We start from the raw sequence: 19,608 nt of genomic DNA, 5'->3' as shown, positions 1-19,608 counted from the left end.
AGCCTCAAAACAGCGCAACCCACCTCGGGGGCCGGGCCAACCCCGTCGGGCCCGTCAGAAAGCTACTGAGCCGTAGTTCAGCAAAAGCCGAATCAGACAGTCACGCCGCGAGCGTTCAGCCAAGTAAGAGGGTTGATCTTTTGCCCACCGGGGTTCCACACCTCGAAGTGCAGGTGAGGCCCGGTGGAGAACCCGCGGTTACCCATGTGGGCGATCATCTGACCGGCCTTGACCTGCTGGCCTTCCCGGACGATGAAGTCGTTGACGTGCCCGTAGACGGTGATGGTGCCGTCTTCGTGCTGCACGCGAACCCAGAGTCCGAACCCGGAAGCGGGCCCGGCCTCGATCACGACGCCGTCGGCGGCGGCGAGGATCGGGGTGCCGATGGGGCCGGCGATGTCGATGCCGAGGTGCATGACGCCCCAGCGGCCGCCGTAGCCCGAGGTGAACTCACCGGCTGCGGGCCGGACGAACTTCGGGCGCTTCTTCTCGGCCTCGATGGCCTCGCGCTCGGTGGTGAGCTGCTGGCTGCGCAGGAGCTTGGCGGCTTCGGCTGAGCCTTCGGAGGTGGTCTTGGAGACCGCGAGGATCTGGGGGGCCGAGGCGGTGTCGCCGCCCTGGCCGGTGAACGTGGCCGCGCCGTCGGTGTGGTTGGCGAGCTGGACGTCCTTGCTGTCCTTGGCAGCGGCCTGCAGGGTCTGGCCCGCGCCTGCTGCGGCGAAAGCGCCTACTGCGACGGCGGCGACGACGATGCGTCCGCGGAGCGCCGACGGTGGCGGGGGGAGTCGGTGGGAGCTGACGGTGCGCGTTGAGGCGCGGTCGACCGCCTCATCGAGCGCAGCACTGCGTTCATGGCCGCCGGGGGAGCGGTGGTGACTCAAAGCTTGCCCTTCCGCCTTCGGGGAGCCTGATCTGTGGACTGCCGGGCGGGGGATTCCCGGTGAGCCAGGATTCGGGGTTCTGACTCGGTGTCCTTCTGTGATCAGACCGTGACAACGGACCGGGGGACAGTAACGGCGGGGAGCCTCGGAGGGCAAACCCCAGTTCGTTATGTCGTCCGAACAGGCGGCAACCAGCTGGTTTCAACTGTCAACTGTGACCGTCGGTCACTTCGGGTGGGCGACACGCCTCACCGCCAGCGGCGATGGGGTGACCGGCTGAGTCGTCCGATCGGGTGATGGCTGTCACAACTACGTGAAGGGTCCTCGTGTCAACTGGCAAAGAAAGGTGACCTGAATCACGTATCTGGTGCTCCTCGACGAGCAATGAGGAGTGCTCCAGCCGGGCGTTGCGCTGAGGGACGATGATCTGATCCATCTCCGACCACACCACGACGAAGCGCGTGCGGCACGGGCGGCAGGGCTCGGCGAGCTCCTCGAGGAGTTCCGAACCGGGACGCAGCTGCTTGGTCAGCGGCGTCGGCAGCAGATAGGCGGCGAGGGTGCCGCTGTGCGGCGTTCCGAGGGTCACGAGAGTGCGAACGCGTGCGTCGCCGTGCAGCCGTTGCACGTAATACCTGGCGATGAGACCGCCGAGCGAATGGCCGACGACGTGCACCTGATCTGCGCCGGTCTGCTCGCAGATCCGTTCGATGTGCGCTCCGAGCAGGGCGGCCGAGCGGCGGACATCCCCCGTCAACGCCGTCAGCACGCTGTAGTTGATGGCGTGCACGACCCCGAAGCCCCGCCTTCGCAGTGCCCCCGACAGCACCGCGAAGGCGGAGCGGTTGTCCCCGATGCCATGCACCAACACGATCGGGGTGCCCGCCGCGTCCATCGCCGAAACCACCAGACCGCGCTGGCGCGGGGGCAGGACGTCGGTCCTGTACTGCCGGAAGTGGCCGTCGTGGCGCAGCTGCTCGGTGATGGCGCCCCACGGGTAGAGCACGGCGTGGGCGGTCAACCAGGCCGCTTCCATCGCGACGCCGCGCAGGCCGCCGGGGGTGGCCATGGCGCGCAACGCGACCTTGACCTCTTCGGCTACGTCGCGTGCGGTGTGCACGCCCCACCCGGCACGATCGAGAACAGCGTCGGTCAGACGCGTCATCCACGACCGGCTGTTATCGCTCACATCAGCGACGGTAAGTGATGAACTCACCGGTAAGGAGTACCCGGCGCGTCTTTTCCACATGCGAACGAATTTCGTCTCAGTAGGTCGTGCCCGGTGACGGAGAACTTGACATCGGTCTTGCTAGGTTCGCCCGCGATGACTCGAACCGAGCTCGAGAACCAGACCCCGGCGGCCTCCCGGTTGCGCATCTCGTGGGCGCTCGCCGCGGCAGGCGGTCTCCTCCTCACCGTCGGCCCGCTGCTCGGCGTGGTCGACGGCGCGGAGCCCGCCTACACGTCGTGGCCGCTCCTCGCCCTTCTCGCACTCCTTCCGCCGGTCGTCGCGGGTGTGCTGCTGATCCGCGGCAGGCCGTTCGTGGCGGCGGGACTGATCGCCGCGGTGGGCGTGTTCGCCTTCGGGCGGCTGCTGAGCGACCTCCAGATCGCGTTCGCCCCGATGGCCGTGGCGCGGCCGGAGCTGTTCCGGCCCACGACTCTCATCGCGGTCACGCCCTCGACGGGGCTGTGGGTGCTCATCGCCGGGCACGTGCTGACGGTGGCGGGCGGGCTGCTGTCCGCCGGTCGCGCCGGCATGCCCGCGGACGAGTCGGAACCGCCGGGTCTGCTGGCGCTGCACGTGATCATCGCTTTCTGGGCGACCGTCGGGTTGCTGGGCAAACCGTTCTCCTCGACAGACCCGTTCCAGCTCGACCGCGGGCCGTGGGACCTGCCGGTGCTCGGCCTGACGGGCGGGCTGCTGCTGGCTCTCGCCGCGCCGCTCGCCACCGCGCTCGCGGCCAGCTCCCCGGATCCGGACACCCGCGAGGGTGGCGTGCTCGGCGTGTCGCTCGCGCTGGTGTCCGTCGTCCTGCCGTGGCTGGCGGCGGGCACGGTGGCGACCGGCCTCGGCATCAGCGCTGGTCCGGTGATCGCGTTGCTCGCCGCGCTGCTGCTGCCGGTCCTTCCTTTGCTGGCCAGGTTGGTACGACTGCTGCGCGGCAAGCGCGACGAGACCAAGGACCTGGCGCTGCCGTCGATCCGGCGGATGCACGTGGCGGCGGGTGTCTTCACCGTTCTCACCGCGGTCGCGATGCTCCTGGGCGCGGTCCTGCCGCAGCTCGTCCTCACCACGGGTGGGAAAGCACCCGACCTGGTCTCCGCGAACCTCCTCTGGCCGGCAGGCCTCGCGTTCGGCGTGCTGGGGCTGGCGTTGTTCGTGCCGTCCACCGCCGCGGCGGTGCGCCCGGCGCTGCTCTTCGGCCACCTCGCGATGCAACTCGCCGCCGCGGGTGCGACCGAGCCGGTGCTCGCCGCGAGCCAGGCGGGTATCGCGCAGCCGGGCGCCGGCTTCTGGCTGATGATCGCCGAGATCCCGCTCGGCCTGCTGGCGCTGGTCTGCGCGGGCCTCGCCGGAGCCGTCGAGCGGGAGGAGACCGAGACGGGCAAACGGCAGGAGGTACCGGTCGCCGAACTGGGCGCGGTGCTGCTGGCCGGGCTCTTCGCGGCGGGCGCCTTCGCGTTGCCGACCGTGCGCGGCGACAACTACACGGCGGCGACGCTGGTGCCGGGCAGCGCTCCGGTCGTCTCGGCTGCCCTGCTCTCGTCCCTCGTGGTCCTGGTCATCGGCCTGGTCGTCGCGCTGCGATCGAGGCCGGCCCGTGGCGCCGCCGTTCTCGCCGGTGGGGTGCTGCTGATGGGCGTGCGCGCGCTGGAGCTGCCGCTGACGGGCGAGAAGGTCGCGGGCGCGGTCGCGAGTCCCGGCACGTGGCTCGCGTTGGCGTCCGTGGCGGCGTTGCTGGTCGCCGCGGGCCTGATGGGGGCACGCGCGACCCGCTGAAAGTGTCGTCGCGCACGCGTTCACCTCTATACGCGCGCACGCGTGATCGACCTCACCGCCGTTGAGACCGACCTCACCGACGGTGGCGTGCGAGCAGCAGCCGCAGCTCGATAGTGTCTGGGCCCAGCCGCGTCAAGTGGGTTCGCTTGGCCCCTTGAGGACCACCCAGGCGCGGTGTTCCGACACCGACGTCGCAGGAGACCCGAGTGGACCTGTACGAGTACCAGGCGAAGGACCTCTTCGCCGCCCACGGCGTCCCGGTACTGCCGGGCGATGTGGCCACCAACCCCGCTGACGCCAAGGCCATCGCCGCGAAGTTCGGCCAGGCTGTCGTCGTCAAGGCCCAGGTCAAGACCGGCGGCCGCGGCAAGGCCGGTGGTGTGAAGCTTGCTTCCACCGCCGAGGAGACCGAGGAGAAGGCGACCGCCATCCTCGGCCTGGACATCAAGGGGCACATCGTTCACCGCGTGCTGGTGACGCCCGCCTCCGACATCGCGGAGGAGTACTACTTCTCCTTCCTCCTCGACCGTGCCAACCGCACGTTCCTCGCCATGGCGAGCGTCGAGGGCGGTATGGACATCGAGGAGGTCGCGGCCACCAAGCCCGAGGCCCTCGCGAAGATCCACATCGACGCCATCAAGGGTGTCGACGCGGCCAAGGCCACGGAGATCGCGGACGCCGCGAACTTCCCGGCCGAGGTCAAGGACCAGGTCGTCGACACGATCGTCAAGCTGTGGGAGACCTTCGTCGCGGAGGACGCCACGCTCGTCGAGGTCAACCCGCTGGTCCGCGACCCGCAGGACAAGATCGTCGCGCTCGACGGCAAGGTCACGCTCGACGAGAACGCCTCCTTCCGCCACCCGGCGCACGCCGAGCTGGTCGACAAGGCCGCCGAGAACCCGCTCGAGGCGAAGGCCAAGGAGAAGGGCCTCAACTACGTCAAGCTCGACGGCGAGGTCGGCATCATCGGCAACGGCGCCGGTCTCGTGATGTCCACCCTGGACGTCGTGGCGTACGCCGGTGAGCAGTACGGCGTGAAGCCCGCGAACTTCCTCGACATCGGTGGCGGCGCGTCCGCCGAGGTCATGGCGAACGGCCTGGACGTCATCCTCCACGACGAGGCCGTGCGTTCGGTGTTCGTCAACGTCTTCGGTGGCATCACCGCGTGCGACGCCGTGGCCAACGGCATCGTCAAGGCGCTGGAAATCCTCGGCGACGAGGCCACCAAGCCGCTCGTCGTCCGCCTCGACGGCAACAACGTGGAGGAGGGCCGCCGGATTCTCGCCGAGGCCAACCACCCGCTGGTGACCGTTGTCGACACGATGGACAACGCGGCCGCGAAGGCCGCCGAGCTCGCGGCTGCGGGGGTCTGAGAACGATGGCTATCTTCCTCAACGAGAACAGCAAGGTCATCGTCCAGGGCATGACCGGTGCCGAGGGCACCAAGCACACCAAGCGCATGCTCGCGTCCGGCACGAACATCGTCGGTGGCGTGAACCCGCGCAAGGCCGGCGAGAAGGTCGACTTCGACGGCACCGTGCTCCCGGTCTTCGGTTCCGTCAAGGAGGCCATGGAGGCCACCGGCGCGAACGTGACCGTGATCTTCGTGCCGCCGGCCTTCGCGAAGGCCGCCGTGGTCGAGGCCATCGACGCCGAGATCGAGCTGGCCGTCGTCATCACCGAGGGCATCCCGGTGCACGACACCGCCTACTTCTGGGCGCACGCCGTCGCGACCGGCAACAAGACCCGCATCATCGGCCCGAACTGCCCCGGCATCATCAGCCCCGGCAAGTCGAACGCCGGCATCATCCCCGCGAACATCGCGGGCACCGGCAAGATCGGTCTGGTGTCGAAGTCCGGCACGCTGACCTACCAGATGATGTACGAGCTGCGGGACTTCGGCTTCTCCACCGCGATCGGCATCGGTGGCGACCCGATCATCGGCACCACGCACATCGACGCCCTCGAGGCCTTCCAGGCCGACGACGAGACCGTCGCGATCGTGATGATCGGTGAGATCGGCGGCGACGCCGAGGAGCGTGCGGCCGCGTACATCAAGGAGAACGTGACCAAGCCGGTCGTCGGCTACGTCGCGGGCTTCACCGCCCCCGAGGGCAAGACCATGGGCCACGCCGGCGCCATCGTCTCCGGCTCGGCGGGCACCGCGCAGGCGAAGAAGGAGGCCCTCGAGGCCGCCGGCGTCAAGGTCGGCAAGACGCCGTCCGAGACCGCCGCTCTGATGCGCGAGATCATGCAGAACCTCTGAACAGACGGTTTTGAGCAACCTCAGGGCCGGATTCCGGAGTACTTTCGGAGTCCGGCCCTCGCTCGTCTGGCGGAACCGGCATGATCGGTTCATCGTCTTACCGGTCAGTGCAGGACCGCGAGTTCGTGCCGGCTTCTCGACGAACTCGCCGCCGCCTCCGCAGGAGCGGCAAACGAACACTGCTAGCGTCGTCCGACGCACCCTGGTTGAGGAGGAGACCTCGTCATGTCCGTGCCTTACGGCGCACCCCAACAGCAGCCGCCGGGTCCGGCACAGCACCAGGCACCGCATCAGGCCCACGGCGCCCCCGGCGTTCCCGCAGCCAACAACATCAACCTCGGCCTGATCCTCCCGCTGGCTGCGGCGGCTCTCGGCCTCGTCGCCTACCTCGTCGCGTTCGCGGATGACGTGAGCAGCGGCAACGTCACGTACCTGCTCGCCGCGGGCATCCTCGCGGGCCTCTCGGTGCTGCCGAGCATCCCGAAGGGCTTCGTCCCGGTCGCCGCGCTCCTGGCAGCCGTGCAGACGCTGCTGCAGCTGCAGGGCATCATCAAGTCGCCGTCGGTGCAGGGCCTCGACATCGTCCTGCTCATCGTCGCGCTGCTCGAGACCGCGGCGGTCGTGCTCGCCTTCCTGCTCGCCGAGGGCATCGTGAAGTTCGAGCCGAAGCCCGCGAACCCGTACGCGGGTCAGCCGGGCCAGCCCGGTGGCTGGAACCCGCAGTCGGGTGCCTTCCCGCAGCAGGCCCAGCACCCGCAGCACGGTGCGCCCCAGCAGCAGGCTCCGCAACAGCAGCCGCAGCAGCCCCAGCCGCAGTTCGGCCAGCAGCAGTTCGGCCAGCAGCCGCAGCAGCCCCAACAGCCGGGCCAGCCGCCGCAGCAGACGAGCTTCATGCCGCAGCCGGGCCAGTTCGGCTCGCCGGGCACGCCGCCCGGCGGCTTCGGCGGACCGCAGCAGTAAGGTCCGCACACCGTTCGACCGCTGTGTTGAACTTCTTTCTGGGGTGGTGCCGGCGCGTCCGGCACCACCCCAGTCGTATGACCCGGCGTGCCTGCGTCGAACGGACCAGTCCGCCTGACACAGTGGAGAAGTGCCCGTGCTGCAACGCGATGTGACCCGTGAGGTCGCGACCGTGCGTCCGCCGGAGTTCTCGCGCTCCGAACGTGTGCGCGTGCTCGTCGCGGCCGCGGTCGGGTCGGTGGTCGTCGGGTACGCGGCGGTGGCCGCGGTGCTCGCCCTGATCTCCGCGACGGCCACGTACGCCGACTTCTCCACGGCCGGCGTGCTGAGCGCCGCCGCACCCGCGTGGCTGGCCGCGCACCACGTGCCGTTGCGCTTCGACGCGGGTCAGCTCGGCGTGCTGCCGCTGCTGCCCACCGCGTTGCTGATGCTGCTCATCGGCCGCACCGCCGCGGGCACGGCGGACCGGCTCGGCCTCTACGAACCACTTCAGGCACGCGGTGTCGTGCTGAGCATCTCCGGCGCGCACGCGGTCGTCGGCGGGACGATCGCGCTGCTCATGGGCGAGGGCGTTGTACGCGCCACGCCTGCCGTGGCGTTCTTCGGCTGTGCCGCCGTGTCCGGTCTCGCCGCGACGCTCGGTGTCGCCCGCCGCTGTGGGCTGGTCGAGATGGTGTTCGACAAGCTCGACCCGGTGGCGCTGCAAGGCATCCGAGCCGGGTTCATGGCGCTGTTCGCGCTGGTCAGCGTGGGTGCGCTCGCGGTGGCGGCCGGGTTGGCGGCCTCGTGGCCCACGACCAGCGGCCTGTTCGCCGGGGCGGGTCCGTCGCTCGGTGTCGGTCTCGGTGTGTTCCTGCTGTGCCTCGGCTATCTGCCGAACGCGATCATCGCCGGGTTCTCCTACGTCGCAGGCGCGGGCTTCTCGCTGGGCGGGGTCGAGGTCACGCCGATGCGGTTCGTCGGCGGCCCGGTGCCTTCGGTACCGCTGCTGGCCGCGATGCCGGAGAGCCAGTCCGTGTGGAGCCCGGTCGTGCTGGTGGGGGCCGCGCTGATCGGCGTGCTCGTCGGCTGGACCTGCCGCAAGATCTCCGACCGGCCCGCCTCGCGGTTCCGCGCGGTGCTGGTCGCCGCGATCACCGCGGCCGTGGGCAGCCTGGTTCTCGCCGCGACGGCCGGTGGGCGGCTGGCGTCCGGCGCGTTCGACCCCGTGACGGTGCCGGCGGGCCTGCTCGCCTTGCTGGTCGCGTTGTGGGTGCTGGTGCCCGGTGCGCTGGTGGCGTGGCTCGCCGGATCGCGCGTGAAGGCCGCGGCCGTGGCGGACGACGCCGAGTTCGTCGAGCCGGACTACGAGGAGCCGGTCGATGAAGACGTCGTGTTCGAGGACGACGAGCTCACCGAGCAGTTCGAGCAGCTCGAGGTCGTGGACTCCGACGAGTTCGAGGTCGAGGAAGACCTCGATGACGACGACTACTACGACGAAGACGAGTACGAAGACGACGTCGTCGATGAAGAAGACGACGAAGAAGACGTTGCGGACGACGAAGAAGAGCCCGTCGACGAAGAGGAAGACCTCGACGCGGAGTTCGACGAGATGCTCGGCATGGAGCCGGAGGAGGACCTGGACGGCAAGCCGGAACGGTGACGTCATAGGCTGCCCCTGAGCTGCTGCAACACCGCCGCACGACCAGGAGTAGACGCTGAGCACCGAACTTCGGCTTCCCACACCGGCGCGCGTCGTCGTACTCGTCTCCGGTTCCGGAACCCTCATGCAGGCGTTGCTGGACGCCGACCTCCCGATCGAGGTCGTCGCGGTCGGCGCCGACCGCGAGAACATCGAGGGCCTCAAGCGCGCCGAACGCGCCGGGGTGCCGCACTTCGTCGTCAAGCTGCGCGACCACGCCGACCGCTCGGCCTGGGACGTCGCGCTGACCGAGGCCGTCGCGTCGTACGAACCCGACCTCGTGGTGTCGGCCGGCTTCATGAAGATCATCGGCCCGGAGTTCCTCGCGCGCTTCGGCGGCAGGATGATCAACACCCACCCCGCGCTGCTGCCCGCGTTTCCCGGCGCCCACGGCGTGCGGGACGCCCTGGACTACGGCGTGCACGTCACCGGATCGACCGTGCACCTGGTCGACGCGGGCGTGGACACCGGGCCGATCCTCGCGCAGGAGGCCGTTGTCGTCGAACCCGGCGACACCGAGGAGACCCTGCACGAACGCATCAAGGTCGTCGAACGCCGGCTGCTCGTCGAGACGGTCGGCAGGCTGGCCCGCGAGGGCTGCACCGTGAACGGACGAAAGGTGAGCATTCCGTGACCACTCCTGCCGAGAGGCGACCGGTCCGCCGGGCCCTGATCGGGGTCTCCGACAAGGCCGGCCTGCTGGAACTGGCCACCGGCCTGCACGCGGCCGGAGTCGAGATCGTGTCCACCGGCGGCACCGCGAAGGTGCTCGCCGACGCGGGCGTCCCCGTGACGCCGGTCGAGCAGGTCACCGGGTTCCCCGAGTGCCTCGACGGCCGCGTCAAGACCCTGCACCCGCGCGTGCACGCCGGTCTGCTCGCGGACCTGCGCAAGGAATCGCACGCCGAGCAGCTGCGCGAGATGGACATCGCGCCGTTCGACCTGCTGGTCGTGAACCTGTACCCGTTCACGCAGACCGTCGCGTCCGGTGCCTCCCCCGACGACTGCGTCGAGCAGATCGACATCGGCGGCCCCGCGATGGTCCGCGCGTCGGCGAAGAACCACGCGAACGTCGCGGTCGTCGTCGACCCGGCGCGCTACGACTGGGTGCTGGAGAACGTCCGCGAGGGCGGCTTCACCCTCGCCGACCGGCAGAAGCTGGCCGCGGACGCGTTCCGGCACACCGCGACCTACGACGTCGCCGTGGCGTCGTGGATCGGCAACGTGCTCGCTCCCGACGACGAGGGATCGGGCTTCCCCGGCTGGGTCGGTGCGACCTGGAACCGCTCGAACGTGCTGCGCTACGGCGAGAACCCGCACCAGAGCGCCGCGATCTACACGCAGGGCGACGGCCGCGTGGGCCTGGCGTCGGCGAAGCAGTTGCACGGCAAGGAGATGTCGTACAACAACTACCTCGACGGCGACGCCGCGTGGCGCGCCGCGTGGGACCACGGGCTGCCGTGCGTCGCGATCATCAAGCACGCCAACCCGTGCGGCATCGCGGTGTCCGAGGTGAGCATCGCGGACGCGCACCGCAAGGCGCACGAGTGCGACCCGGTCAGCGCGTTCGGCGGCATCATCGCGGCCAACCGCGAGGTCACCGTGGAGATGGCCGAGTTCGTCTCGGAGATCTTCACCGAGGTCGTCATCGCTCCGTCCTATGCGGACGGTGCGGTGGAGGTGTTGCAGCGCAAGAAGAACGTGCGCATCCTCGTGGCCGAACCGCCCCAGCGCGGTGGTGCCGAGATGCGTCCGGTGTCCGGCGGCCTGCTGCTCCAGCAGCGTGACGCCATCGACGCGTCCGGTGACTCGCCCGCGAACTGGACGCTCGCGTGCGGCAAACCCGCGGACGAGAAGACGCTGGCGGACCTGGAGTTCGCGTGGCGCGCCATCCGCGCCGTGAAGTCGAACGCGATCCTGCTGGCGGACAACGGCGCCACGGTCGGTGTCGGCATGGGCCAGGTCAACCGGGTCGACTCGTCGCACCTCGCGGTGAAACGCGCGGGTGAGCGGGCCAAGGGCGCGGTCGCCGCGTCCGACGCGTTCTTCCCGTTCCCCGACGGCCTCGAGGTGCTGCTGGAGGCCGGCGTGCGCGCGGTCGTGCAGCCCGGCGGCTCGGTCCGCGACCCCGAGGTGATCGCCAAGGCCGAGGAGCACGGCGTGACCCTCTACCTGACGGGCACCCGCCACTTCGCTCACTGAACAACGATGAACGGCGCATTTGTCCACCTCGGCTCAGGTGAACAAATGCGCCGTTCATCGTTTCCGGTCAGAGCTTGGCGACCATCTCCTGCGCCATGCCCATCGCCGCGGCCTCGAACTCCGCGACGTTCGGCTTCTTCGGGCTGAAGATGCCCACGTCCCAGCCGAGGTAGTTGACCACGATCACCTTGTCGCCCTTGCGCACGAGGATGGTGAGGTCCATGTAGGCCGACGTGGAGTCCAGCAGCACGGCGGTGGCTTCGTCACCGAGGCCGTCGAGCGGTTTCAGCTGCGGCGTGCTCCGGTTGCCGGCCGTGGCCTGCTGGACCTGCTGCTGGTACTCGCTCCTCGCGTCGTCCAGCCCGCTCGTCACGTCGACGTTGGTGTTGCGCAACCCCTTGCCGTCGATGCCCTTGGCCTGGTCCCAGGAGCAGGACGTGCGCTTGCCGGTGGGCAGGTCCCGCTGGGACGAGCCGAGCCCGTTCGGGTTCGTCGTGCGCGCCTTGGCCAGTGCGGTCTCGGAGATGTTGCCGCACAACGCGGGCAGCGCGTTGTCGCGCTTGGGACTTCCGCCGTCCCTGTTGGCGTAGAGGTAGAAGGCGAGCGCGATGCCGCCACCACCGAGCACCAGCAGGCCGACGAGGATCGACACGATGATGATCGGGGCCTTGCTCTTCTTTCTGGGTGGCTGGGGCGGGTAGCCGTAACCGGGCGGGGGCTGCTGCCATCCGGGTGGTGGTGGTTGCTGCTGCCAGCCGCCGGGTGGTTGCTGCTGTTGCCAGCCCTGCGGTGGTGGCGGTTGCTGCTGCCAGCCGTGTGGGGGTGGTTGGTTCACCGGCTTTCCCCTCGACTATCCGGGTGATCGGGCCACCGTAGATGACCTTGCCGGGCGCCGTGAGCCTGTCCCCCAAAAGAGTGACGCCACGGCATTGACATAGGGGTGTGAGCGCGCGCTACGATCATCCCGTTCGTTCGAACAAGAGTTCGAATAGCAAGTCGCCGAACTTCCCGCGGCGGTCGTGCACAGGGGTGCGCACGGTCCGAGACGGGAGGTGGGTGGAGTGTCCAGGTCGGCAACGGCGTCGTTGGCCGCGCTCGGGGTGAACCCGGCCAGCGAGCTGACCAGCACCACCACCGACCACGCCACGGGGCGGGTGTTGCCGGTTCGCGGGGAACTGGCGGGCCTGCTGCCGTGGGGCGGCTTGCGGCGAGGCAGCACGGTGTCGGTGGGCGGATCGACATCGTTGCTGCTCGCCCTGCTCGCGGGCGCGACCGCGGACGGCTGCTGGGCCGCCGTGGTCGGCCTTCCGCAGGTGGGCGTGCTGGCCGCGGCCGAGCTCGGGGTCTCGGTGCAGCGGCTGGCACTCGTCCCACGTCCCGGCGCCGATCCCGGCCCCGTCATCGCTGCTCTGCTGGACGGCATCGACCTGGTGGCCGTCGCGTGCCCACTACCTCCTTCCCTCGCGCGCCGGCTCACGGCCCGCGCGCGCCAACGCCGTGCCGTCCTGATCGCGTTCGGTTCCTGGCCGTCGGCCGACGTGGAGCTGACCGCGGAGTCCGTGCGCTGGAACCCGCTCGACGACGGCGCGGAAACGTTGCGGCGTCAGCAGATCAGCGTGCGCAGCGGTGGCAGGGGTTCCGCGGGCAAGCCGCGGGAGATGGTGCTGACGTTCGGCGAAGAAGAGATCGAGCTCCCGCTGGTGGCCGGCGAACCGGCCCGGTCCGACGAGCCGGCTGATGCCGGTCCGGACCGGGTCGACGAGCTGGCCGCCAGGCGGGCTACAACCTGGGGTCGTCCTGCGTGAGGGACACCCGTCTGCTCGCGGTCTGGTGCCCTGACTGGCCAGTCGTCGCCGCCTGCACCGCCACCGGCACCAGCCAGCACGTGCCGGTGGCGGTGCTCGACGGCAACGAGATCGTGTCCACCTCGGCCGTCGCACGCGCCGAGGGCATCCGCAGGGCCATGCGCAAACGCATGGCCGAGGCGATGTGTCCCGAGCTCGTGACGTTCGAGCACGACCCGCAGCGCGACGCCAGGTTCTTCGAGCCGGTCGCCGAGGCCGTCGAGGAGCTCGCGCCCGGCATCGAGGTGGTGCAACCGGGTCTGGTCGCGGTGCCGGCGCGCGGCCCGGTCAACTACTTCTCCTCCGCCGAGCAGGCAGCCGAACGCATCGTCGACCACATCGCCGCGAAGACGAACGTCGAAGCGCAGGTGGGGGTGGCCGACAGCCTCTTCGCCGCCACGAAGGCCGCGCACCGCAACGTGGTCGTCCCGCCGAACCGGACCGCGGAGTTCCTCAGGCCGTTGGGCGTGCACGAACTCGACGCTCCAGAACTGGTCGACCTGCTGCGAAGACTCGGCCTGAAAACCCTCGGGGCGTTCGCGGACGTGCCGGAGAACGCAGTGACGTCGAGGTTCGGCGGCCCGGCCACGCGACAGCACCGCCTCGCGCGCGGCCTGCCGGAACGCCCGCTCGACAAGCGCAGACCCGCGCCGGAGCTGGCCGTCACGGAAACCTTCGACGACCCGGTCGACCGGATCGACTCGGCAGCGTTCGCCGCGAAGATCCTCTCGGAACGGCTGCACGAGAACCTCGCGAACCGCGGCCTCGCGTGCACCAGGCTCGGCATCCACGCCCGCACCGAGAACGACGAGGAGCTGCACCGGGTGTGGCGGGCCGCGGAACCGTTGACACCGCGGGGGATCGCGGACCGCGTGCGCTGGCAGCTCGACGGCTGGCTCACCCGCGAACGCCTCACCTCCGGCATCAGGACGCTCACCCTCGAACCGGTCGAGGTCGTCAACGGCACGGCGCTCCAGCTCGGGTTGTGGGGCCACGACGACGAACGTGCCGTGCGGGCATTGCTGCACGTCCAGGGCCTGCTCGGCCCGGACGGCGTGCTCACGGCAGTGCTCGACGGCGGCAGAGGCCCGCGGGAACAGGTCAGGCTCGTGCCGTGGGGCGACGAACGGGTGCCGCTGCAGAACCCGGACCACCCCTGGCCCGGCCGGCTGACCAGGGCACCAGCGACGCTCGCCGACGACCCCGCCGACCTGAGGGACGCGGACGGCAACGAGATCGGCGTGACCGGTCGCCTCGAACTCACCGCACGGCCCAAAAGCCTTGTCGTGAATGGAAAAGCGCAGGAAGTGACCGCGTGGGCCGGGCCGTGGCCGGTCGACGAGCGGTGGTGGGCGCCGGACCCGCACCGGGCCGCGCGCATCCAGGTGCAGACGCAGGACCAGGCGTTCCTGCTGATCCGCAGGGACCAGAGGTGGTTCATCGAAGGGGTGTACGACTGATGGGCTGGAACAACCCGCCGGTCCGCTGGAAGGAGCTGGAACGCGCTCTTTCCGGCAAGCCCGTCGAGCAGAAACCCGACGGCGGCGACGGTCCGGGGTGGTCACGGCACCGCGACCGCTACACCGCGCCGCCGGGGTTCGAGCTGCGCGTGGACGAGCTCGCGGTCACCCGCAAGCGCGTGCCGTACGCGGAGCTGCACTGCCACTCCAACTTCAGCTGGCTCGACGGCGCGAGCCACCCGGAGGAGCTCGTCGAGGAGGCGCAACGGCTCAAGCTCGACGCCATCGCGATCACCGACCACGACGGCATGTACGGCGTGGTCCGCTTCGCCGAGGCCGCGAAGGAACTCGGGATGCACACGGTGTTCGGCGCCGAGCTGAGCATCGGGCTCAGCAAGCCCGCCAACGGCGAACCGGATCCCGAGGGCGATCACCTGCTCCTCCTCGCACGTCAGCAGGACGGCTACCACCGGTTGTGCCGCACGCTCACCACCGGCCACCTCCACGACGACGCGGAGAAGGGCAAACCCGTCTACGACCTCGACCAGATCGTCGAGGACACCAAGGGTGAGGTCGTGGTGCTCACGGGCTGCCGCAAGGGAACCGTCCGCAGAGCGCTCACCAGGGAGGGACCGGAGGCGGCGTACCGGGAGATCGCGCGGCTCGCCGACCTGTTCGGTTCCGGCCGCGTCTACGTCGAGCTGACCGATCACGGCCTGCCGGAGGACAGCAGGCGCAACGACCTCCTCTTCGCGATGGCGCAGCAGCTCAAACTTCCGGTCGTGGCAACGAATGCCGTGCATTACGCCACCGCGAGCCGGGGCAGGCTCGCCGCCGCGATGGCCGCTGTGCGCGCGAGGAGCAGCCTCGACGACATGGCGGGCTGGCTGCCGCCGTCACCCGCCGCGTTCCTGCGCAGCGGCGAGGAGATGTGGCACAGGTTCCGCCGTTTCCCCGGTGCCGTGCACAACGCCGCGCTGCTCGGCATGCAGCTGGCGTTCGATCTGAGGCTGGTCGCGCCGCAGCTGCCGCCGTTCGACGTGCCGGCCGGTCACACGGAGAGCACCTGGCTGCGCAAGCTCACCTACGAGGGCGCGCGGCGCAGATACGCCGATGACGACGAGAAGGCGCACCGGCAGATCGAGCACGAGCTGAAGATCATCGAACAGCTCGGCTTCCCCGGCTACTTCCTGGTCGTGCAGGACATCGTGAACTTCTGCAAGCGCAACGACATCCTCTGCCAGGGCAGGGGATCCGCCGCGAACTCCGCGGTGTGCTTCGCGCTGGGCATCACCAACGTCGACGCGGTCCGCTTCGACCTGCTCTTCGAACGCTTCCTCGCCCCTGCCCGCGACGGACCTCCCGACATCGACGTCGACATCGAGTCCGACCGCCGCGAGGAGGTGATCCAGTACGTCTACTCCAAGTACGGCCGCCGCCACGCCGCGCAGGTCGCGAACGTGATCACCTACCGCGCCCGTTCCGCGGTGCGCGACATGGCCCGCGCCCTCGGCCATTCGCCTGGCCAGCAGGACGCGTGGAGCAAGCAGATAGACAGGTGGGGCCCGCTCACGACCACGACCGACGACTGCGACATCCCGCGTCCGGTGCTGGAGTTGTCCGCGCAGCTGGAGAACTTCCCGCGCCACCTCGGCATCCACTCCGGCGGCATGGTGATCTGCGACCGTCCGGTCAGCGAGGTGTGCCCGGTCGAGAAGGCACGCATGCCGAACCGCACGGTTCTGCAGTGGGACAAGGACGACTGCGCGTCGATCGGCCTGGTGAAGTTCGACCTGCTGGGCCTCGGCATGCTCTCCGCCCTGCACTACGCCATCGACCTCGTGCGCGACCACGAAGGCGTCGACGTCGACATGGGTGAGGTCAATCTTGCCGATCCCCGCGTCTACGAGATGCTGCAGAAAGCCGACTCCGTGGGCGTTTTCCAGGTGGAGAGCCGCGCGCAGATGGCGACGCTGCCGCGCCTGAAGCCGCGCACGTTCTACGACCTCGTCGTCGAGGTGGCGCTGATCCGGCCGGGCCCGATCCAGGGCGGTTCGGTGCACCCGTACATCAGGCGCCGCAACGAGACCGAGAAGTGGGACTACGACCACCCGCTGCTGGAGAACGCGCTGCGCAAAACCTATGGCGTGCCGTTGTTCCAGGAACAGCTGATGCAGATCGCCGTCGACGTGGCCGGTTTCACCGCCGCCGAGGCCGACGAACTGCGCAGGGCGATGGGTGCCAAGCGGTCGACCGCGCGCATGGAACGCCTGCGCGACCGCTTCTATGAGGGCTGCCACGCCCAGGGCATCGACGACGAGCTGGCCGGTCGCATCTACGCGAAGCTGCTGGCGTTCGCGAACTTCGGTTTCCCGGAGTCGCACGCGCTGTCGTTCGCCCACCTGGTGTTCGTGAGCGCGTGGTTCAAGCTCTACTACCCGGCGGCGTTCTGCGCGGCCCTGCTCCGAGCCCAGCCGATGGGCTTCTACTCACCGCAGTCCCTGGTGGCCGACGCCCGCCGTCACGGCGTCACCGTGCACGGCCCGTGCGTGAACGCGTCGCTGCCCTACGCGAGCCTGGAGCGCTTCGAGGGCGCCAACGCCGTCCGCATCGGACTGGAGGAGGTGCGCGGGATCGGCACCGCCGACGCCGCACGAATCGTTGCCGCACAACCGTTCCGCGACATGGAGGACTTCGGCTCCCGCGTGCAGCTGACTACGGCCCAGGTCGAGGCCCTGGCCACCGCGGGCGCCTTCTCCTGCTTCGGCCTCGAACGCCGTGAGGCGCTGTGGGCGGCGGGCGCGGTGGCCGCGATCCGCCCCGACCGCCTGCCGGGCACCACGGTCGGGGTGGACGCGCCTTCGTTGCCGGGTATGGACGATGTCGAGCTGGCGGTGGCGGACGTGTGGGCCACCGGGTTGTCACCGGACAGCTTCCCGACCCAGTTCGTACGGTCCACATTGGACTCGATGGGCGCCCTGACCACCGCCGCCTTGTCCTCGGTCGAACCGGGAACTCGGGTGCTCGTCGGTGGCGCGGTGACCCACCGGCAACGGCCGGCGACGGCGGGCGGCGTCACCTTCCTCAACCTCGAGGACGAGACCGGGATGGTGAACGTCGTGTGCTCGCCGGGGTTGTGGGCGCGGTACCGCAGGGTGGCGCGCAGCAGCGGGGCGATGCTCGTGCGGGGTGTGGTCGAGTCGGCGGAGGGCGTGGTCAGCCTGATGGCTGACCGGTTGCAGCACCTCGACCTGCGGATCCCGTCCCGGTCACGCGATTTCCGCTGATCGCTGGTCACGCGTGCCGGGTGGGCACGTCTGAGACGTGGCTGATCAGCGCCTGCTGGTGCAACCCAGTCGCTCCTCCTCCTTGTGAGAGCAGGAAACCCGCCGCCAGGCCGATGATGAACGACAGCAGGATCGCTTGGACCATCTTGGAAATCTTGCACAGAACGATCATGAGACACGCTCCTCGAGCTGGGGGGCAACGGCTGCGCATCAGGCAGGGCGACGCTTGTCCCAGGATGGCGTCCGGGCGCTGATCTCACCGCGTCGCGTGACTCAAGGACTCTGTGTCAAGTGACGCACAGTTAATCGCGTGATCATAGGATGTTCGACCATTTCGGTCGTTGTGCCGGAGGAGGACTGAAGTGGGTAACCGTTCGGCGACGAAAGAAGACCGTACGCCGTAGTAGCTAGAAATCCTCCTCCGGAATGAGTCAAGGTGTCACGCGTTCGCTTCGACCGACATCCGGGGGGATGAGTGCAGGCCGCCAGTGAGCCGACGCTGGGATCGTTCCGAGGTCGAATTGGTGAGGACGACTGGAAATGGCTTGCGGGCTTGGGTTCTGCCCGCACCTATGGGGCGAACGAGGCGTTGTTCCGGCACGGTGACCCTGCCGGCCACGTACTGCTGGTCGTCGAGGGCTGGGTCAAGATCACAATCACGGCGCCGTCGGGATATGAGGCGGTTCTCGCGATTCGGGGCAGCGGCGACGTGCTCGGTGAAGTCTCGGTTCTGGATGGCCGGGCACGTTCGGTGAACGTTTGGACGCTCGGCGAGACCAAGGCCGTCCTGCTCACCGCGGAACGGTTCGTCCAGGCCCTGCACGAACGTCCTGCCATCGCGATCGCGCTGGTCGTGCACATGGCGGACCGTTTGCGGAGGGCGGACAACCGGCGGCTGGAGCAGGCCGCTCACAGTGCCACCGAGCGGCTCGCCGCGTTCCTGCTGAGGCTCGCCGGTCAGCACGGCGCTGCTGCGCCGGACGGCGTGGAGATTTCCGTGCAACTGTCCCAGCAGGAGATAGCCGGGGCGATCGGCGCGTCGCGTGAGGCTGTCGCGCGAGGGCTGCGGACGCTTCGCGAGCGCGGTGTCGTGATCACTCGGCGACGCAAATTGGTGATCGTCGTGCCGTCGGCGTTGACCGCGATGGCATCGAGTGTGCCATTTGACGCAGAAGAACCGTGCTGAACGACATCGCGTGAGCTCCTGTCAATGGGCAGGCTTTGGCGTGCGCAGATCACGAGTTTCTGATTCGCCTGGAATTTCGTGTGCCGGGCGCGTGTGGAAAGGGGAGTCATGCGTGACAGAGGGAACTTCGCCACCCGATTGTCCACGCGGGAGCTGACCGGGCTGCTGGACAGGGGGCGACCGGTCGAGTACGGGCCGGGCGACCACCTCATGCGGCAGGGAGACGAGGGTGACTTCGTCATCGTCGTTCGTTCGGGCGTCGTCAAGGTCATCAGCAGCGACCACGCCGGCGGCACCCGGCTGCTCGCCGTGCGTGGTCCCGGCGAGTTGCTGGGCGAGATCGCCTGTGTGGACGAAGGAGTGCGGTCGGCTTCCGTGCTCGCCCAAGGGCTGGTGTCCGGGGTGAAGATCGCGCGCAGCCGATTCCTCGAGTACCTCGACGACCACCCCGCGGTCGCACGTGAGGTCACCAGACAGGTCACGCTCCGGCTTCGCGCCGCGGAGAACCACGCGGCGGCCATGACGTCGGAGTGCGTCGACATCCGTGTGCTGCAGGCCTTGGCGGACATGATCGCGTTCTTCGTCGAGGGCTCCTCGCGGACGCGTGCCGAGGTTCCGCTGCGCCAGTGTGAACTCGCCCAGCTCGCCACGGCGTCGCTCGTGGCCACGCACCGATCGCTGCGGCGCCTGCGCGACCGGAACCTTGTTACAACCCAGTACGGCCGCGTGCAAGTTCCTTGCGCAGCTTGCCTGAACCGCGCGATCTACTCGAAAACCATCACAGGATGTGGTGGCTCGCCGGAGTGCATCTCAGGGTGACCACCACACCACCGCAGC

16 protein-coding genes are annotated in these 19,608 nt (G+C 69.3%); 12 read left to right on the top strand and 4 right to left on the bottom strand.

Annotated elements, in window-relative coordinates; translation table 11 throughout:
* Positions 1-92 precede the first annotated feature (92 nt).
* Together JOD27_RS17110 and JOD27_RS17105 are read right to left on the bottom strand one after the other, a co-directional pair.
* The gene (locus JOD27_RS17110; protein ID WP_204763219.1) at positions 93-881 is read right to left on the bottom strand and encodes a M23 family metallopeptidase; all 789 of its coding nucleotides are present in this window, start codon (positions 879-881) and stop codon (positions 93-95) included.
* 208 nt (positions 882-1,089) lie between these two features.
* Positions 1,090-2,070, bottom strand: a complete 981-nt coding sequence (locus JOD27_RS17105) for an esterase/lipase family protein (protein WP_307830167.1) — start codon at positions 2,068-2,070, stop codon at positions 1,090-1,092.
* 135 nt (positions 2,071-2,205) lie between these two features.
* Here JOD27_RS17105 and JOD27_RS17100 point away from each other — a divergent pair, with 135 nt between their 5' ends.
* The 7 genes from JOD27_RS17100 (at position 2,206) to purH (ending at position 10,994) form a co-directional block, all read left to right on the top strand.
* Positions 2,206-3,885, top strand: a complete 1,680-nt coding sequence (locus JOD27_RS17100; protein ID WP_204763218.1) for a hypothetical protein — start codon at positions 2,206-2,208, stop codon at positions 3,883-3,885.
* A gap of 206 nt (positions 3,886-4,091) precedes the next feature.
* Positions 4,092-5,258, top strand: a complete 1,167-nt coding sequence (sucC, locus tag JOD27_RS17095) for an ADP-forming succinate--CoA ligase subunit beta (RefSeq protein ID WP_204763217.1) — start codon at positions 4,092-4,094, stop codon at positions 5,256-5,258.
* 5 nt (positions 5,259-5,263) lie between these two features.
* Positions 5,264-6,151: a succinate--CoA ligase subunit alpha gene (gene sucD, locus JOD27_RS17090; protein WP_204763216.1), complete on the top strand. Its 888-nt coding sequence runs from the start codon at positions 5,264-5,266 to the stop codon at positions 6,149-6,151.
* A gap of 225 nt (positions 6,152-6,376) precedes the next feature.
* Entirely contained in the window at positions 6,377-7,111 is a 735-nt protein-coding gene (locus JOD27_RS17085) for a DUF5336 domain-containing protein (RefSeq protein ID WP_204763215.1), read from the top strand.
* 136 nt (positions 7,112-7,247) lie between these two features.
* Positions 7,248-8,753 carry a cell division protein PerM gene (locus JOD27_RS17080; RefSeq protein ID WP_307830166.1) on the top strand — a complete coding sequence of 502 codons (1,506 nt, stop codon included), beginning with the start codon at positions 7,248-7,250 and terminating at the stop codon, positions 8,751-8,753.
* Between the two features lie 55 nt (positions 8,754-8,808).
* Entirely contained in the window at positions 8,809-9,426 is a 618-nt protein-coding gene (gene purN, locus JOD27_RS17075; protein ID WP_275591716.1) for a phosphoribosylglycinamide formyltransferase, read from the top strand.
* Entirely contained in the window at positions 9,423-10,994 is a 1,572-nt protein-coding gene (gene purH, locus JOD27_RS17070; protein WP_204763212.1) for a bifunctional phosphoribosylaminoimidazolecarboxamide formyltransferase/IMP cyclohydrolase, read from the top strand. The genes purN and purH overlap by 4 nt, the downstream gene beginning before the upstream one ends.
* A 67-nt stretch (positions 10,995-11,061) precedes the next feature.
* On the opposite strand, the gene JOD27_RS17065 is transcribed toward purH, so the two are convergent.
* Positions 11,062-11,829: a hypothetical protein gene (locus JOD27_RS17065; RefSeq protein ID WP_204763211.1), complete on the bottom strand. Its 768-nt coding sequence runs from the start codon at positions 11,827-11,829 to the stop codon at positions 11,062-11,064.
* Between the two features lie 226 nt (positions 11,830-12,055).
* On the opposite strand from JOD27_RS17065, the gene imuA' reads away from it, so the two are divergent.
* Genes imuA' through JOD27_RS17050 form a run of 3 tightly spaced genes read left to right on the top strand, consistent with a single transcriptional unit; the run spans position 12,056 to position 17,585 of the window.
* Positions 12,056-12,799: a DnaE2-dependent mutagenesis accessory factor ImuA' gene (gene imuA', locus JOD27_RS17060; RefSeq protein WP_307830165.1), complete on the top strand. Its 744-nt coding sequence runs from the start codon at positions 12,056-12,058 to the stop codon at positions 12,797-12,799.
* Positions 12,796-14,298, top strand: coding sequence for a DNA polymerase Y family protein (locus JOD27_RS17055; RefSeq protein ID WP_307830164.1), 1,503 nt, complete (start codon positions 12,796-12,798; stop codon positions 14,296-14,298). Before imuA' ends, JOD27_RS17055 begins: the two co-directional genes overlap by 4 nt.
* Positions 14,298-17,585 carry an error-prone DNA polymerase gene (locus tag JOD27_RS17050; RefSeq protein ID WP_204763210.1) on the top strand — a complete coding sequence of 1,096 codons (3,288 nt, stop codon included), beginning with the start codon at positions 14,298-14,300 and terminating at the stop codon, positions 17,583-17,585. The genes JOD27_RS17055 and JOD27_RS17050 overlap by 1 nt, the downstream gene beginning before the upstream one ends.
* 7 nt (positions 17,586-17,592) lie before the next feature.
* On the opposite strand, the gene JOD27_RS17045 is transcribed toward JOD27_RS17050, so the two are convergent.
* Positions 17,593-17,757, bottom strand: a complete 165-nt coding sequence (locus JOD27_RS17045) for a hypothetical protein (RefSeq protein WP_204763209.1) — start codon at positions 17,755-17,757, stop codon at positions 17,593-17,595.
* A 381-nt stretch (positions 17,758-18,138) separates the two neighbouring features.
* Here JOD27_RS17045 and JOD27_RS17040 point away from each other — a divergent pair, with 381 nt between their 5' ends.
* The gene (locus JOD27_RS17040) at positions 18,139-18,771 is read left to right on the top strand and encodes a Crp/Fnr family transcriptional regulator (protein WP_204763208.1); all 633 of its coding nucleotides are present in this window, start codon (positions 18,139-18,141) and stop codon (positions 18,769-18,771) included.
* A gap of 108 nt (positions 18,772-18,879) precedes the next feature.
* Positions 18,880-19,590 (top strand): Crp/Fnr family transcriptional regulator, encoded by a 711-nt coding sequence (locus JOD27_RS17035; protein WP_204763207.1) that lies wholly within the window; start codon positions 18,880-18,882, stop codon positions 19,588-19,590.
* The last annotated feature ends 18 nt before the right edge of the window (positions 19,591-19,608 follow it).

Origin of the sequence: Lentzea nigeriaca (assembly GCF_016907955.1) — a bacterium.
Taxonomy (GTDB): Bacteria; Actinomycetota; Actinomycetes; order Mycobacteriales; family Pseudonocardiaceae; genus Lentzea; species Lentzea nigeriaca.
The sequence above is the reverse complement of the archived record's forward strand: the minus strand, read 5'-3'. Positions and strand labels throughout refer to the sequence as shown.

Coding starts and splice junctions, on each gene's coding strand:
- JOD27_RS17100 (WP_204763218.1), top strand. CDS start 2,206: ATGACTCGAACCGAGCTCGAGAACCAGACCCCGGCGGCCTCCCGGTTG.
- sucD (WP_204763216.1), top strand. CDS start 5,264: ATGGCTATCTTCCTCAACGAGAACAGCAAGGTCATCGTCCAGGGCATG.
- JOD27_RS17085 (WP_204763215.1), top strand. CDS start 6,377: ATGTCCGTGCCTTACGGCGCACCCCAACAGCAGCCGCCGGGTCCGGCA.
- JOD27_RS17050 (WP_204763210.1), top strand. CDS start 14,298: ATGGGCTGGAACAACCCGCCGGTCCGCTGGAAGGAGCTGGAACGCGCT.
- JOD27_RS17045 (WP_204763209.1), bottom strand. CDS start 17,757: ATGATCGTTCTGTGCAAGATTTCCAAGATGGTCCAAGCGATCCTGCTG.
- JOD27_RS17035 (WP_204763207.1), top strand. CDS start 18,880: ATGCGTGACAGAGGGAACTTCGCCACCCGATTGTCCACGCGGGAGCTG.